Here is a 15,185-nt window from a genome sequence, read left to right on the forward strand (position 1 = left end):
GGTGGATGCGGCGGGCCTGCGCAGTGCGCGGCCGAGCAGCTCGCATCCGAGGCAGAGCATCACGGCGGGCAGACGGCGGCGATCGGCGTCATGAGCTCGCGCACGCTTGTCTCCTGCAACAATCGGATCTTCGCCGGGGGCGCCATCGGCCCCGGAACGGCAGTCGCGGGGCAGACGGGCCGCCCTCGCCAATAGCGACTCTACCCTAACGTTAGAGTAGAGATCGGTGAGGTCGCACGGCACGCGGCCCGCTACAACGAGAAGGGCCGGGACCGCGGGCGTGGACGACAGGCACATGCAGATCGGCGAGGTCGCCGCGCGGACAGAGCTGTCCCTGCGCACCATCCGGCACTACGAGGAGACCGGTCTGGTCGTCCCTTCGGCCCGCTCGCAGGGCGGCTTTCGCCTCTACACCGAGACCGACGTCGCCCGGCTCATGGTCATCCGCCGCATGAAGCCGCTCGGCTTCACCCTCGATCAGATGCGCGACCTCCTGGATGCCACCGACCGCCTCGACAACGAGTCCGGCCTTGACACCGGGGAGCGCGAGATCCTGCTGGGGCGGGTGCGGGAGTTCGAGCAGGCCGCCGCCGAGCAGGTCGACAAGCTCCGCGTCCAGCTGGCCCGCGCCGAGGACTTCGCCGAAACGCTCCGTACGCGCCTGCACCAGGCCGCACCGGCCGGGTCCTGACCCGAGATGCCCCGCCGCCCCGGCCGCTGTCCGGCCTCGCCCCTGCTGGTGATGGGCGTAATCCTCACGATCGCGGGCGCCGCCCTCTACGCGATGCCTGCCGAACGGACTGGCCTGTACGCGGCCGCCGCACTGGCGCTCGGCGCCGTCGCTGCTTGGTGGTGCGCCTCCCGCCAGGGCTGATCACAACCTGACACCGATGTGATCATGCGGAAGCGCGCGGGGCAGGCAGCCTGGCCACCGGTGGATACGGTGTAAAGAACGCGTCAAGAGTGGCGCGCGGTGTGCCGGGAAGTCTGGTCGGCGTCCTGGGGGCAGGCTGCCCTCTCGTCGCTGAAACCCTCCGGAGGCTCACGGCCATGGCCGGCACCCGTTCCCCTTCCTCGGGCTGCTCCCTCTGCCCGAACGGCAGGCGATCACCCGCGCCCTGCGCACTGAGACCGTAGGCGGCCTGGTCCTCCTCGGCGCAGCCGTCCTCGCGCTGATCTGGGCCAACAGCCCGTGGAGCGCGGCCTCTGGGTGGCGGGCAAGGCTCTTGGGTAAAACCCGCGCAGCTCGCGCAATCCGCCGCATCAGCCGCCCTCCTGGTGGCGGTGGGTGAAGCCGGTGACTGGTTGCGGCGACGCTGGACCGCACGACGAACCGGCCGCGCGCCCTAACGTTCGCCCGCCGTCGTGCGGTGACTTCGTCTCACACGGCGGCTTTGCGTGAGTCGGTTGTTGAGAGCCCACAGCACTGCCCCAAGGTCGAGTTCGCCGGTGGCAGACAGGAAAGTCCCCGCAAGGACTGGTGCAGCGTTGGAGTGCATGTCAACCTAGACGACCTTCCCCCGACTCGGGGTTTTCCCAGGTCAGAGAGGTGATGCTTGTGGCCGTGGAGCTGTCGAACGCCGGATTTCGCACCACGATCGAGAGGTTGCGCTTGCATAGCTGGCTTTTGGGGCCCGGTCAGCCGACCGAGGTCATCGACTGCTTCCCCGAGGCGAACGGCGACTTCACCCTCATCGTCGACGACAGGGCCGACACCCATATCTCCTCGGCCGACGGCAGGCTCTATCTCGGGTGGTTTCCCGACGGCCGCCCCGGGGCCGAGGACGAGGGCTGGGTCCTGGCCGTCACCGGCACCGCGAAGGTTCCCGGCTACCGTGTCGTCTTCGACCCGCAAACCCCGGCACGGCTCGTGGTCGCTACCGTTTCCGAGGTGCTCGCCACCGCTCGACGGCAGTAGTGCCCACGCCGCCTGGAGGCCGGTGCGCTCGCCTCCCGTTCTCCATTGGCTCGCGCGTCCTTCCGTGGTCCGTTCCCGCAGGCCGCGCGGCGCACATTCGCACCCACCACAACGCTTTCCACCTGTGAGGAGAACCGTGGCCCCCCAGCCCGAGCCCGGCGCCGAGATGACCGTCGCCGACCTGATGGAACGACTGTCTGCGGCAGCCCCTGCCGCCCGCGTTCGGCTCGCGATCAATCCTTTCTTTCCCATGGCTCACAAGATGGGCACGGTGACAGTGGGCACGGAGCAGGACGGGAGCCCGATTGTCTATCTCGCCGAGGGCGCGGAGGCGGTGCAGTACGGGTACCTCCCCAGGCCAGTCGCCGAAGCCCTTACCTGGATGCCTCCGGTCGAGCCGCCTGTCCGTGGACGGCGGCTGCGCGCCGTCTCCGACGACGATACGAGCCGCGACACTCCCTGACGACAAGGAGCACTTCTGCCCCCGTCCCCTGATTTCCCTTCCCTTCCCGCGTACTGGGTCACCCCGCGCCATCTCGCTGGCGATGACGGCCTCCTTGCTGACCAGGTCGGCTCCCACCTCACCGCGGCGGGCTGGACCAGCCTCACCCTCGTCCGGGGCCGACGTGAGCCCGACGAATCGGACGACGCCCGGCAGGTTCTCCGCAGCACCGTCCTGTACATCGCTTCGGACACACTGAGCTGGGCGCAGTGGGTGCTGGCCGACGAGCCCATCCTCCTGGGCGATCAGCCGGTGGCATGGACGGTTTCTGCCCGCGCCACCCCCGACAGCCTTCCCCAGTGGAATGCGTACTTCTCCGTCGGCACCCCGTCCGAGGCTGTCACCGACTTCTTGCTCGCCCTGGAGGACCGCCCGGATCTCGCCCACGGCTACGCCGGACCGCAGGTGGTTCTCGACGCGCTGGTCGGCAGCGGCTGGATCGGTGACATCGATACCCCAACCGCCATGTCCGACCCGCGGCTGGCCGCCACCATGGCCTTGACCGCTTTGCCGGATGAGGGCATTCAGGACGGCGACCCGTTCGTCCTTGATCCTGAGGCGGAAGCGGCGGGATGGCAGGCATGGTGTGAACCACGGATGGGCGCTGGTCTCCTGTGGGCTGCCATGTTCTCCGCCAGTACGCCGCATGATCTCGTTGCGGCCTTCGCCGCCTCTCTGGCCTCACCCGCACCGGTGCTGCGCCACTCCTTGCCGGAGAGCAGCGAGGGCCAGCTCACTGTGCAGCCGACTGTCTGATACGCCGACGGCCGGACCCCCATGGGTCCGGCCGTCGGCCTTTCCCTAGCAGTACGCTCATCGATCGATTTGCCGCTCTAGGAGACGGTCGCGATGCTGCCGACGACCGATGACCGACGACCCGCCCGGCCTCAGCGCTTGTGTGCGAGTCCGGCGGGGCGCCAGGCTCAGGCGGTCGCCTCTGGCCACCGGTCAGCGGCCGTGACCCGTGGTACCTCCGGGCGGTTGGTCGCCGGGCTGGTGCCAGTGCGCAGCTGGAAGACTCCCGTCTGCGGCCAGGTCTTCCGTGAGATGGGTAGCAGGCTCAGCGGGCCGATGCCTTGGCCAGGGCGGTCTGCCCGTGGACCGCGACTTCCGCCGGGCTGCCGGAGACGACCAGCAGCACGGCCCGTCGCGAATCACGTTCTGCTGGACGACGGTGCGCCGCCCGTCGGCGGTGACGGTGAGGGCCGGTCCCCACTGCTTGTCACCGAGACGGGGCACCGGCACCGTCTGGGTGCGGACCTCTGCCACGGTGGTGGCGGTGACCAGCTGGTACGAAGGGCAGGCGCCCATCGCGGTCATGATCCGTCCGACTCCCACAGCAAGGTCCTTGGGCGGCGCGGAGTACAGCTCCTCGGCCAGCTGGGTGCCGCCGGGGCCGGAGAAGACCCGCTTCCCCTGGTTCGGGAACACCGCGTACGGGTTGCCCGCGGCGCTGCCCAGCTGCTCCAGCTGCGGGCAGCCCACGACGGACGCCTCGGGCGAAGCCGCGGATGCAGCGGGGCGGGCAGCGATGCCGGGGCCGAGATCGTCGGCGGTGAGCAGCCGGTCCGCCAGCCGCTCCGACGGCAGCACTTCGTGGTCGCTGGCGGTGGGTATGGAGGCTTCCGCCCGAGGTGCTGCAGACGCCGTGGCGGAGGGCGGGGCGGACCAACTGGTCAGCGCCCAGAGGGCGAGGCAGGTGCTGGTGAGGACGGTGGAATGGCGCAGGCGCATTCGGGTTCTCTGGGTCGGATGCGGGTGTGCTGACCGTGGCCGACTCCTCAGAGCGGCAGGGAAGGAACACAAGAGTCCAGGGGCGCGGTACCCGCTCAGTGGCCGATGGAGCGCAGGCCCTCCTCGAGCGTGCCGAACTTGCCATTGCTCGGGCCGCTGTTGCGGTTGTACCAGGCCACGTCCAGCCGCGGCTCCAAGGTCTCGTGGCCGGCGCGGCAGCGCAGCCAGATCCGCCCCTCAGTGCACAGGACGACCCAGTCCCGGTACGCCGCGCACTGCGGGCAGGCACGGACATCGCCTTCGACGACCAGGAGGCGCGGCCACGGCATGAGCCGGCCCGCCAGGTCGTCATCGGTGTCCATGCGGAACTCCGGCGGCAGGAAGTCGTCCACCACCGGGGCGGCCGGAGCGGGGGCGGGCGTCTGCTGCATCGGGTCGGGCCACTGCGGTTCCGGGTGCGCCAGCAACGGGACACCCGTCGGCCCCAGCTCCGAACGCTCCTGCTTGGCCTTCCTGCGACCGAACACTTGGGCTCCCCTCCCAGTCGGCTCCCCGCACACGGCGGTGGGTCAAGAAGCGTGCCCCATAGGCCCCACCAGCGGCAACTCGCGAACTCCTGAAAGCCAGGTCACCTCCGGCGGCGCTGCGTGCCCTTCGCTGCCGGGCTCTCGGCCTTCGGTCCGGCGCCGCCCGACGAGGCGGTGGCGCCTTCGGGCAAGGGCATCGTCTGGGCGTCGGCCGGCAGGTCCGCAGCGCGGCGCAGCCGCCACACCAGCACGTCGGACACCGACTCGGCGCTCCCCAGCTCCCGTCGGGTGGCGGCGTCGGCCAGCAGGGCGGTGGCGTCGTATCCGGCTGCCTCGGCATCGGCCAGGGTCGCCGCCAGCGCCGACCATCCGGCTTCGGCCAGGACCTGCTCCGCCAGCTCAGCCGGCAGCGCTTCCCGGACTCGGAGGACCTGGCGGCGCAGCACTGGAAGGGCCAGCGACCGGCCCCGTACGGCGAGCACGCCCATCGGCTGCGCGGAGGCGGCCCGGTAGGCCGTGCGCAGGTGATGGGCAGCCTGCTGGGCGGCAGAGGCCTGCTGGGCGTGTGCCTTCTTCCCGTGCCAGTGCGCGGCTACGGTCACCAGGAAGAACACGGCGTCGATCACCATTGCGGTCGTCGCCCCGTCCTCGCCCCGCCCGAGTGCAGGACCGCTGTAGACGAGGTCGCGGGCAGCCTGGCGAAGGGCCCGGTCGTGACCGCGTTCGGCCCGCACGTGGGAGCGGGAGGCTCGTTCGAACAGGAATGCGGCGTCTCGTAGTTCGCGCCGGGTGTGGGCGGCGGACGTCTTCGAGAGCGCGTCCAGGACCTCACCGGCAGCGGCGATGTATGCCGCGGCCACCCCGTCGTCCGCCCCGTCCATGACCAGCACCGCCTGCCACAGCGCCGTGCTTGCCCGGCGCCGCGCCGATGCGGGCCCCGACGGCACCGACTGCTCAGCGCCCTGACTGGTCCGGCGGCCGGACCAGCGCTCCCGGATCCGCGGCAGGGATAGGTCCGGGCCCAACTTCGAGCCCGGGTAGAAGACCGGTTCCCCTTGGGCGTTGACGTCTCCGGGCAGCGCGACCGTGTACCCGAGGAGGTCACCGGACGGTGCGACGCGCGTGCGCACCAGAACGCCGGCGTCGCCCAGGCGGTCGAAGAACTCCTTCTCGTTCTCGGCGCCGGCCACGGCACGCCGGACGGTCTCGCGGAGTTCCTCGCGGGGGGTGCGCTCGCGGCCCTGGCGGGCGGCCTTGTGGCGTTCGGCGCTGGTGGGCCGCTTGGCGGCGGTGCCGTCACCGGGGTTGAGGCGGCGCAGCCCCAGTTCCTCTTCCAGGCGGCGGGCCTCGGCCTGGACGCGGACGGCGTCGAAGTCGAGTTCCGGACGGTTGCCGTCCTCGCGTACCAGGGTGGCGAGGATGTGGATGTGGTCGTCCGCGTGCCGTACGGCGACCCAGCGGCAGCCGGAGCCTTGGTCGGGGTCGTCGATGCCGGCGGCGGCGACCATGCGGCGGGCGACGTCGCCCCATTCCTCGTCGGACAGGGTCCGGTCGGTGGGGCCGTTGCGAACCGACAGGTGCCACACGTGCTTCGCCGGCCGCTCGTCTTCGGCGAGCAGCGCCAGGGGCTGGTCGAGGAGTTGCTGGAGCTGCTTGTACGTGACCTCGGGATCGCGGCCGGGGTCGGGGGCGCCATGGTCCCAGGAGGCCACCAGGTGCGGGTCGACGTGCTCCTCGGCCTTGCCGGGCCCGTACAGGTAGCACAGGAGGCCGATGGTGCGCTGCCCGCGCTTGTGGATTTTGGGGACCATGGTGGTGTGGAGTCCTAGTTGTGTTCGAGGAGCTGGGCGGTGGCGCCCTGGACGCGGGCGGAGGCGCGGTGGACCGCGTCGAGCACGGCGTCGAGCTGGGCGTCGGGCGGCTGGGCACCGGAGTTGATCGCGCGGACCAGCTGGTTCAGGTTGTTGCCGATCTGTCCGAGGTGGCGACGGGCGGCGAACAGCTCGGCGACCATCTCGCGGCGCCCTGCGATGGCCGCAGCGCTGGTCTGCGTATCGCGGGAGGCGCTGAGGGCGGCGCGGGCGAAGAAGCCGGCGAGGGTGACGCCGGCTGTCTTGGCGGCGGTCGCGACGAGCGCGAGCTCGTCGTCGCTCATACGGACGCTGCACACGTTTGGGCGCTGACGGCGCTTGTACGTACGGCGTCGCGTACGGGCGGCTGAGGCTGACGCGGCTTCGTGCGTGGGTTGTTGGTCCCCTCCTGGCTGCGATCCGCCCTCGGTCGCAGCCTCCTCGTCGGGCGTCCCCCGGCGCCGGACGAGGCCCTGCCCACCAGGGGCAGGGAACCCTTTGGACACTCCGCCGATGGTGGAGTGCCCAAAGGGATAACTTGCTCCTCCTGGGAGTGAGTTGACGTCGGGAGAACGGTCCTCGCGGGCGCAGGATTCGGCCGACCTGACGGTCCTGTTCAGCTCCGGTTCGCGCTGGTGTTCAGCAGACTGCATGGGCGCTTTGGCTCCTTCCGGGAGGCCAGGTGGTGGGGGAACGGGACGGCGGCCCTGGTACTGGTCCAGGCCGCCGTCGGGACAGGGTTTGGTCACTGGCACAGGGCGCAGCGCTCGAAGTGCCTGGCCAGGGCCCTGGCCATGTTCTGCTTCATGCCCCAGGCGTGCCGGGTGCTCGCCTTCGCCGCGCTGCTGCCCTCGTGCCGGGCGGCATGGCCGCGCAGGAAGGCGATGTCGCGCTCGTATCCGGCCTTCATGTCGGCGAATCGGGTGCAGGTCTTCATCGGTGGGTGGCTCCTTCGTGGGACTTGGGGGAGGCGGTCGCAGAGCGAAGCGCGGTCAGGACGGGGCCAATGTGCTCGTTGCCGAGGGGGATGCCGCGGGCGCGCATGATGCTCCGCAGCTGGGTTCGGGTGATCTGCTCGTTCCCATCCGCAGCCAGGGCTGCGGGGACGTCCGGGAGGACCAGCTCGACAACCTCTTCCCCGGACAGGCGGCGCGGTCCGGTCCGGCGCTCGGACCGTCCGGCGTGGACCTTCGCCCGGACGGTCCGGGGACGTACCGGTCCGGTCCGAGTCCGCCGCGGTCCGGGTTTCGGGCTGGGGCGGTCCGGTCCGGCGGGGGTGTCGGTCCGGGTTTCGTCGTGGTCCGGGTTCGGTCCGGTCCGGGTCTCTGCCGGGTCTGGTGGTGCGGTGGTCCGGCTTGGGTCCGGGGCCGGTCCGGGTTTCGGGCTGGGGCAGTCCGGTCCGGCGGGGGTGTCGGTCCGGGTTTCGTCGTGGTCCGGGTTCGGTCCGGTCCGGGTCTCTGCCGGGTCCGGTGGTGCGGTGGTCCGGCGCGGTCCGGGGCCGGTCCAGGTTTCGGTTGGGCCGTTCCGCAGGGACCGGGCGATGCGCTGGTGGATCTGCCGCATCAGGACTCCGAAGGCCAGCATCGCGCCCGTCGGAGGGACGGCTGCGACCACGTAGTCCAGGAGCGGGACCGGACTGCCGGTGGTGCCGCTGACGCCGGCGACGTTCAGCGCGATCGATCCGGCCGACCCTGCGGCCGTCAGCCCGATTGCCCACCAGTCCGTCACCCGGCGCAGACCCGCTCGCAGCATCAGCAGCTCGCCGGCCACGATGAACATGTCCAGCGTGGCAGGCCAGGCCCACTGCCGGATGGGCGAGCGGTCCAGGCCGTGCCTCCCAGCGACTTCGGCGAGGTGGGCGTAGGAGAGCCAGAATCCGGCGCCGGTCAAGACGATGATCACCGTCCCGGCAGCGATCAGGGCGTATCGGTCGGCGGTCTCCTCGGTCAAGGGCTCCCTTTCTCCGGGCTTGCTGTGGGGCGTGGTGTGTGGCCGTCGGCGGCGCGCATGGCCGACCGGGCGGGAGGTGGCGCCGGGCAGGTCATGCCGCCTTCCGCAGAGCGTCGTTGAGCTCGCGCGTCTGGGCCTGGCGCGGCACCTGGCAGAACGTTTCCTCGGGTGCGCTTCCGTTGTCGTCCTCGTCGTTGCTGCCGGCGGGGCTGGCCTGGCTGTCCGCGGCGGGGACCTTCCAGTACCGGTCGCGGTCTGCCACTGCGTGCGCCGCCCGGCGCAGGAGGTCGCGGGCGTGGTCGAAATCGACCCCGAGGACGTAGGCCAGCCGTGAGGTGCTCCAGCCGCGTACGTGGGCGGCGCGGGTGACGGCGTCGCGCTCGGCGGCAGAAAGGTGGACGTCCCGGCCCATGAGGGCGGCGCGGACCCGCTGGTAGTCGAGTCGCTTGGCGACCTTGGCCCGCCAGGGCTTGCGTTCCGCCTCGGTCAGCCCGCCCCACAGGCCCCAGCGGATGTCGTTGTCCATGGCATGGGTGAAGCATTCCTGCCGCACGGGGCAGGCGCCGCACAAGGTCTTGGCCTCGGCGATGTCGGCGTGGGCCCGCGGCGCGGGGAAGAACATCCGGTCCGCTTCGGCAGTGTCCAGGTCGTGGCAGTTCCCTCGGTCGTGCCACGAGATGTCGGCGATGCCACGCAGGTCGGGCACGGGCTGGGTGTTGGTGGTGATTTGGCGCATGGGATGGGTCTCCAGGGCATGCCGGATAGCGGCGCGCGGGTGCGGCACGCAGCGGTGGGTGCCAGCTGACCGGCTCGCTGGCCGGGCGGTGGAAGGTGGTGGGCGCAGGTGGTCAGGCGGCGCGGAAGCGGCGGTCAGGGCCGTCGAGGTGGACCGGGGTACACATGCCGGATAGGCGGGAGATCACTCGGTCGCCGACCTTGTCCCGCAGCACCGGCTGCCCGGTCGCCATCCCAGGGGTACGCACCGGCGGCAGGTTGGAGGTGACGATCGTCGGCATCTGGTTCTGCGCCCGCCAGTTCAGCAGGCGGAAGGTGATCTCCTCGTTCCACTCGGAGGCCTTCGCGGCGCCGAGGTCGTCCAGGAGCAGCAGCGGGATCCGTACGATCCGGCGCAGCAGGTACTCGGGATCGCCACCGCCCCGGGCCCGCATCTCGCCGTACAGGTCGGCGGCGGTCGTGGCGTGCCAGCGCACCCCGCACCCGGAGGCGGTCAAGGCGCGGATCGCGGCGTACGCCTGGTGTGTCTTGCCGGCGCCGGTGGAGCCCCACAGCAGCAGGCTGCGGCCGTGGGTGATCTCCCGCTGCCCGGCAGCCCCGAAGTGCGGGTTCAGCGGGTTCGCCGCGTGGCCGACGGCGCTGCCGGCGATGGTGCGGACCCAATCGGCTACGGCTGGGTGCTCGACGCGAGCCTCGCGGTAATCGCGCGGGATTCGCAGCTGAGCGGCCTCAAGCGCGGGGATCGCTTCCGGGGTGTCCGCGATTGGGGCGGTGGGGTCGATGCCGCGCTCGGCGAGCTTGCGCCGCATCCAGGCCATCGCAGCGTTGTCCGCAGTGGTCTGGGGGTCGGCGAGCCTGGTGCGGTTCACAGGGCGACTCCGAAGATTCCGGCGGGCTCGGTGGGGTTGCGGTACGGCGTGTAGGCGGGGGAGGCGCTGGTCCAGGGCCCCGCGCCGGAGGCGGAGGACGGGTTCGAGCTCGACGACGGTGCTGGCCCGGAGTTGAGGAACTCGTTGACCAGGCTCGGCAGGACGCTGGGGTTCAGCCCCTTGGCTCGCAGCCGTTCCAGTGCCGGCCTCAGGACGTCGGGGCCGTAGCCCTCGTCCAGCAGCGTGCGGATCTCTTTGCCCAGGTGCCCGAGGACCTTCTTCGGCGGACGCCCTCCGGGGCAGTCACGCAGGTACTCGGCCATCAGGACCTTCGCCGACCACTCGCTTGCGTCGGCTGCTTCGAGCACCGTTTCCGGGGAGGAGCTGAGTGCGGGCGCCTCGCGCTCCCTACGGGAAGATCCAGGATCCAAGATCCTAGATCCAGACCGTGACTCCTCAGTGAATGTGGCGCCCATCACGTCATCTGCTCGGCCTGTACCGCCCTGACCTGCAGATTCCTTCGCGGGTGTTACGGGGGGCGGGCAGGGGGGCGATGTGGCCTCGGTCTCACGCTCCTGGGTGGGAGTGGCGTGCATCACGGTGGGGGTGGAAGCGGGTGAATCGGACGGAACGGTTCGCGTGAGTGCTCCGTGAGCATTCGCGGAATCGCCTCCGCCGACGATGCCGGCGGGCGCCCCGTGGACTTCGGAGGGCGCCTGTCGTGGGCTGGCCGCCGCAGGGATCTGGGTGTGGCACTGGGGACGGTCGCACTCGCCGCACGCCTTCGCCGCCTCGTGGGTCGGGCAGCGGGGCAGTCGCGAGTCTGAAGCACGGTTGATCTTCTGATGCCGGTCCCAAGTCACGATGTGCAGCCAGGACTTGCCGTCGCAGCCGGTGTACCGGCACACCAGGCCGGCCCCGGCCAGCTGCTCCAAGTCACGGGCGACGTGCGCGGGGGTGTGCTCCGGGCGCAGCGCCCACAGCCGCCCCGCGATCACGGCCGGATGGTCGCGGAACCGGCCGGAGTCGTCCGCCTGGGTCAGCAGCCCGAAGAACGTGAGCGCCGCGGTGACATCGACGGCGGCAAGGTCCTCGGACTCGAAAGCCTCGGGCTTGATGGTGCGAATGCGTGCCATCAGCTTTCACCCCCGCACCGGAGGCCCGAAATGGGCGGGTGAGCGGTATCCGCTCCACAGTCCGCAGCGGCGGCCCGAGGATCCGGCCTTTCGCGCAGGGGCGTGCCCATGCAAAACTCTCCCTGAGTGATGCCGCAGCCGGTGTGCCCCGTTGGAAGGGCCGGCGCGGTGATGACGGGTCTCTCCGGCCTTTGCCTCGGCTGGAGATAAGACTCTTCGCGTCCGGCGCCCGGGAGTTGCCTCTCCCGGGCGCCGATTGCTTTTACGGACTAGCCGCTCGGTGCGTCCTGCATGCGTTCCAATCGCCGGTCACCGGGTTGCCTCCCGGTGGGGGACGACGAACATACGCAGACGCCCGCACAAGATCCAGACCTGGCTCTACGGACCGTGAAAAGATGTACACGCCAAGCATTTTGCTGCCGTGTTAGCGCGTGTGGATGTGAGCCGCTGTTCGGTGGCGCCGCCCATGCGCACTCCGGGCGCCGCAATAAAGATCTTCAAAAGAGCCCCCACGTTCATGAACCGGCAGGCTGTCGCTCTGTACCGGCTGGTCAGGTTTGGATTTAAGCCCGCAGGCAAAGGCTTCGTCAACGGCATCTCAAGAGTGAATCCACGCGCGTAGATGGATGTGTGGGATGTGTGGAGGTCACATGGGGAGTCCTGGTAACGCCCCTTACTCTCAAGGGGGTTGGATAGCGCCATCTAGCTTGCTTCGGTGATCGTCTGTGGCGTGAATGATCATTCACCACCTTGCAAGAAAAACCGGCAAGGATTTGCCGCTTTCTCGATCATGGAAAACCGCAGGTGAGGGAATGTCCGGATTCGTCGTGGAGGGCCGCCGGGTGTCGGCGGACATGGTTGCACGTTTAACCAACGGCCCTGTGGTCGAGGCCACAAATTACTGATCGGTACTACTTGGGCGTATCGTCTTTGTGGGAGACACCAGGCCGGGGGGCCAGCATTCACGCTGCCCCCCGTTTTTCATGCCCTCAGGCAGGTGCCTCCCGTGTAAAACACGGAGACAAGGAAGAGCCTCATGGTTGCTCAGGGGATAGTCCCCTTCGGCGATGACCGCGCCGAGAACAAGGGCGCACGCGGCGGAGAAATCGCCGGTCAGTTCATGGGGTTCGGTGGCTGGCTCAAGCGATGGCGCCAAGCGGCGGGGATCACCCAGGCCCCGGTGGCCAAGGCCCTCGGTATGGGGGTGCGGACCTACCGCAACGTGGAGAAGGGGGCCGTTCCGCCCCGGTTCACCAAGCCCCAGTGCGAAGCGCTCGCGGATCTGCTCGGGCTCGACAAGAGCGAGCGCCACGCCCTGCTGCTCTACAACATCGGCACCACGCTCGACGGTGACCCGCAGATCGACGCCAGTCCGGAGCTGCGCCGGGCACTTCGCCTTCTGATCGACAGGCAGATGCCCTCGCCTACGTACCTGACCGACCGCAATTGGAACATCCTCGCGTACAACGCGGCGATGGCCGAGTGGTGGCCCTGGGTCATGGAGCCGCGCGCCAACCTCATGCGCTGGGCCCTGACGAACCCCGAGGCCCGCACCCAATACCACGACTGGGAAATGCACGCCGCGGCCTACATCCGTTTGCTGAAGTTCGCCCAGGCCACCCACAAGGACAACGTCGAGCTCATCGACCTGATCGCCGAGGTTCGCCAGAACCCGGACGTCGAGCGGATATGGCGCACCGAGGCCGACCTGGAGGCCGACAGGGACGGCCACGTCTTCCGGATGATCATCCCTGCCCTGGGCTGGGAAACCGTCGAAGTCGTCTCCCACGTCCTGTACCCGGCGTCGATGCCGCACTGCCGGTTCGTGGTGATCACCTGGGTCGAGGCCGAGTCCTCCGATGACGAGACCGACGCCCTGGGTGGCAAGCGGAACGCCTGGGCCCATGCCGATCCCAGCACGTCCACTCCGCAGCCCTCTGCCCAGGCCGAAGCCGATGCCGCCCGCCGCCGCGCGGCCCGCGCGCTCACCGCCCGCCTCGTCGTCGACAGCGCAGACGAAGCCGCAGCGCTCGCCGGCCCCGACGGCGTCCCGCTCCCAGCACTCAGCGTGCTGGCCGGGCCGGAGTGCCGACTCACCCTGTCGCCCGAGAATCACTCCGTGGTGTGGGCGATCCAGGAAGTCCCTGGGGAGTGGGGCATCACGCAGCTGGGTGCCGGAGCCGTCGTCGACCGCATCCACCGGCCGATCGTGGACCCCCAGGCCAGAGCGGAGCTGAAGCTACTTCTGCGCGCCTCGCTACCGGACTCCGACCAGGCGGCCATCAGCCGGCTCCACGGGCAACTGCCCCAGGTTGACCTCCGGGCCGCCCTCCTTCGCGAGATCTTCAACGACCTCCAAGAGGGCGAGGGCCCGCCCCGCTAGCCGGTGTGGATAGCCCGCCGACCAAGGAAAGTCACTTACTGTCACGCCTGATGCTGTCTCCGTTTGGGGGCCTGGGGGTCGGGGCGCGGTCGTCCGGACGACAGAGAACGTCCGGACGGCTGATCCCCGCAGCTCCTGGGCCGTAGGCGCCGGAGGGTGCGCCAGCCCGTCCTCGGATCGGCCGAGCGCCTCGAAGAGACGGCAGATCCCACGAATCTCAGGAGTCACTGTGTCCCGACACATCTACGACTGCCCCGTTCGCTGGTCGGACCTCGACGCGAACGGACACCTCAACAGCTCCCGTTACGGCGTCCTTCTGGAAGAGACCCGCATGCGCATGTTCAGCATGCTGGTCCCCAAGGACCCCGCCGAGCGCCTGGCCCGCAACTTCCTGCTGCGCGAGCAGACCATCCGCTACCAGCACCCGCTTGAGACCTGGGAGACTCCGGTCCGCATCGAAGCCTGGGTGGCTGACGTCAAGCGCGTCTCCCTCACCTTCCACTTCGAGGTCAAGGGCGACGAGCATGTCTACGCCACCGCGACCTCCGTCGTGGCCGGTTACGACTCCATCCGGGGCGGTATCCGCCGCTTCGAGCAGGATGAACTCGACGTGTTCAACAACTACGCCGACGCCACCCAGGCCGCCAACAGCTGAACCGTCGACGAGACAACGGGCGGTCCTCTTTGTGGTCTGCTCGAGGTACGCGGACGAGGGCGAGCCAGCGGCCTTTGGCCGGGGCGGCGATGCCCGAGGCGTAGATGACCATGGTTGCGGAGGCCCGGACCAGGTTCAGCAACATGGTGGCGCCCCGGAGTGGACGGGGTGGCGAGTGCTTCGATGTCGCTAGCAGCGTGTCGTAGGGCGGGGCCTGCCAGAACCGCCGGGTGTACCAGTCCTGGCAATAGCCGTAGCAGTCGCCCCACCACGGATCATGTCGGCCTGACGAGAAGTGGTGGGTGTGCCCGTCGGAGATCGAAAGGGGCCTCGCCGACGGGGGTTGCGGCGAGGTCCCGACCGAACCGTACTCCTGAGGGCGGGGGCGGGTCGCAGTATCTGTGAATTGCAGAAGTCTGCAATTTAATAGATGCTGTGATTGCTGTGTCCATAGGTAGCTGCGGCACAGCACCAGGCATTTGCCCCGCTCGGGGTGGTGAGAAGGGTGCGCGGCCATGACGGTTCCGCTGTATCAGGCCAAGGCCGAGTTCTTCCGGATGCTCGGGCACCCAGTGCGGATAAGGGTTCTGGAGCTGTTGCAGGACGGGCCGATGCCGGTGCGCGACCTGCTGGCCGCGATCGAGGTCGAGCCCTCCGCCCTGTCCCAGCAGCTCGCGGTCCTTCGGCGCTCGGGGATCGTCACCTCGACCCGCGACGGATCGACCGTGGTCTACGCACTGGCGGGCGGGGACGTTGCGCAGCTGATGCTGGCGGCGCGGCGGATCCTGACCGAGGTGCTGACCGGGCAGAGCGAGCTGCTGGAGGAACTGCGCGAGTCCGAGGTCCCGGCCTCGTGAGCGTGAATACTGCGGTGACGGCCGTGCTCGGCAGGGCCCGCTCCGTCCTGCCCGCCCGGGCCGACTACG

The 15,185-nt window shown here is 69.8% G+C and carries 17 protein-coding genes and 2 pseudogenes; 10 read left to right on the forward strand and 9 right to left on the reverse strand.

Annotation, left to right across the window (positions count from 1 at the left end; translation table 11 throughout):
* Positions 1 to 280: 280 nt before the first annotated feature.
* From ACGFZF_RS13000 to ACGFZF_RS13025, 6 genes and pseudogenes are all read left to right on the forward strand, one after another.
* Positions 281 to 691 carry a MerR family transcriptional regulator gene (locus ACGFZF_RS13000; protein ID WP_208869365.1) on the forward strand — a complete coding sequence of 137 codons (411 nt, stop codon included), beginning with the start codon at positions 281 to 283 and terminating at the stop codon, positions 689 to 691.
* A gap of 51 nt (positions 692 to 742) precedes the next feature.
* A complete protein-coding gene (locus ACGFZF_RS13005) occupies positions 743 to 874 on the forward strand; it encodes a hypothetical protein (RefSeq protein WP_266354032.1) in 132 nt (43 codons plus the stop codon).
* A 205-nt stretch (positions 875 to 1,079) separates the two neighbouring features.
* Positions 1,080 to 1,199: pseudogene (locus ACGFZF_RS13010) on the forward strand (Na+/H+ antiporter NhaA); the annotation flags it as partial.
* Positions 1,200 to 1,552: 353 nt separating this feature from the next.
* Positions 1,553 to 1,918, forward strand: a complete 366-nt coding sequence (locus ACGFZF_RS13015) for a DUF317 domain-containing protein (protein WP_266444623.1) — start codon at positions 1,553 to 1,555, stop codon at positions 1,916 to 1,918.
* A gap of 136 nt (positions 1,919 to 2,054) precedes the next feature.
* A complete protein-coding gene (locus ACGFZF_RS13020) occupies positions 2,055 to 2,381 on the forward strand; it encodes a hypothetical protein (protein ID WP_244290828.1) in 327 nt (108 codons plus the stop codon).
* A 234-nt stretch (positions 2,382 to 2,615) separates the two neighbouring features.
* Complete coding sequence (locus ACGFZF_RS13025; protein WP_266445581.1) at positions 2,616 to 3,176, forward strand: DUF317 domain-containing protein; 561 nt, start codon at positions 2,616 to 2,618, stop codon at positions 3,174 to 3,176.
* Between the two features lie 192 nt (positions 3,177 to 3,368).
* Here the strand turns inward: ACGFZF_RS13025 and ACGFZF_RS13030 are convergent, their stop codons facing one another.
* From ACGFZF_RS13030 to ACGFZF_RS13070, 9 genes and pseudogenes are all read right to left on the reverse strand, one after another.
* On the reverse strand, positions 3,369 to 4,154 hold the full coding sequence (locus tag ACGFZF_RS13030) for a hypothetical protein (RefSeq protein WP_158711864.1): 786 nt from the start codon (positions 4,152 to 4,154) through the stop codon (positions 3,369 to 3,371).
* Positions 4,155 to 4,249: 95 nt separating this feature from the next.
* On the reverse strand, positions 4,250 to 4,681 hold the full coding sequence (locus ACGFZF_RS13035) for a hypothetical protein (protein WP_266444627.1): 432 nt from the start codon (positions 4,679 to 4,681) through the stop codon (positions 4,250 to 4,252).
* Between the two features lie 101 nt (positions 4,682 to 4,782).
* A complete protein-coding gene (locus ACGFZF_RS13040) occupies positions 4,783 to 6,492 on the reverse strand; it encodes a mobilization protein (RefSeq protein WP_266444630.1) in 1,710 nt (569 codons plus the stop codon).
* 14 nt (positions 6,493 to 6,506) lie between these two features.
* Positions 6,507 to 7,184, reverse strand: a complete 678-nt coding sequence (locus tag ACGFZF_RS13045) for a plasmid mobilization protein (protein WP_371593885.1) — start codon at positions 7,182 to 7,184, stop codon at positions 6,507 to 6,509.
* Positions 7,185 to 7,276: 92 nt separating this feature from the next.
* On the reverse strand, positions 7,277 to 7,468 hold the full coding sequence (locus tag ACGFZF_RS13050) for a hypothetical protein (RefSeq protein WP_033221517.1): 192 nt from the start codon (positions 7,466 to 7,468) through the stop codon (positions 7,277 to 7,279).
* A gap of 604 nt (positions 7,469 to 8,072) precedes the next feature.
* Positions 8,073 to 8,481 (reverse strand): annotated as a pseudogene (locus ACGFZF_RS13055) (DUF2637 domain-containing protein); the annotation flags it as partial.
* Between the two features lie 91 nt (positions 8,482 to 8,572).
* Complete coding sequence (locus tag ACGFZF_RS13060; RefSeq protein ID WP_033221513.1) at positions 8,573 to 9,217, reverse strand: WhiB family transcriptional regulator; 645 nt, start codon at positions 9,215 to 9,217, stop codon at positions 8,573 to 8,575.
* A gap of 112 nt (positions 9,218 to 9,329) precedes the next feature.
* Positions 9,330 to 10,034, reverse strand: a complete 705-nt coding sequence (locus ACGFZF_RS13065) for an ATP-binding protein (protein ID WP_051763388.1) — start codon at positions 10,032 to 10,034, stop codon at positions 9,330 to 9,332.
* Between the two features lie 47 nt (positions 10,035 to 10,081).
* A complete protein-coding gene (locus tag ACGFZF_RS13070; protein ID WP_033221509.1) occupies positions 10,082 to 11,221 on the reverse strand; it encodes a hypothetical protein in 1,140 nt (379 codons plus the stop codon).
* A 734-nt stretch (positions 11,222 to 11,955) separates the two neighbouring features.
* On the opposite strand from ACGFZF_RS13070, the gene ACGFZF_RS13075 reads away from it, so the two are divergent.
* The 4 genes from ACGFZF_RS13075 to ACGFZF_RS13090 all read left to right on the forward strand — a co-directional run bounded on the left by ACGFZF_RS13075 (position 11,956) and on the right by ACGFZF_RS13090 (position 15,116).
* Positions 11,956 to 12,126 carry a hypothetical protein gene (locus tag ACGFZF_RS13075; protein ID WP_371593888.1) on the forward strand — a complete coding sequence of 57 codons (171 nt, stop codon included), beginning with the start codon at positions 11,956 to 11,958 and terminating at the stop codon, positions 12,124 to 12,126.
* Positions 12,127 to 12,257: 131 nt separating this feature from the next.
* A complete protein-coding gene (locus ACGFZF_RS13080) occupies positions 12,258 to 13,604 on the forward strand; it encodes a helix-turn-helix transcriptional regulator (protein ID WP_266444636.1) in 1,347 nt (448 codons plus the stop codon).
* A 229-nt stretch (positions 13,605 to 13,833) separates the two neighbouring features.
* Positions 13,834 to 14,259, forward strand: coding sequence for a thioesterase family protein (locus ACGFZF_RS13085; RefSeq protein ID WP_266444638.1), 426 nt, complete (start codon positions 13,834 to 13,836; stop codon positions 14,257 to 14,259).
* 515 nt (positions 14,260 to 14,774) lie between these two features.
* A complete protein-coding gene (locus ACGFZF_RS13090; protein ID WP_033221504.1) occupies positions 14,775 to 15,116 on the forward strand; it encodes a metalloregulator ArsR/SmtB family transcription factor in 342 nt (113 codons plus the stop codon).
* The last annotated feature ends 69 nt before the right edge of the window (positions 15,117 to 15,185 follow it).

It is taken from the genome of Streptomyces sp. NPDC048338 (assembly GCF_043201055.1).
GTDB lineage: Bacteria > Actinomycetota > Actinomycetes > Streptomycetales > Streptomycetaceae > Streptomyces.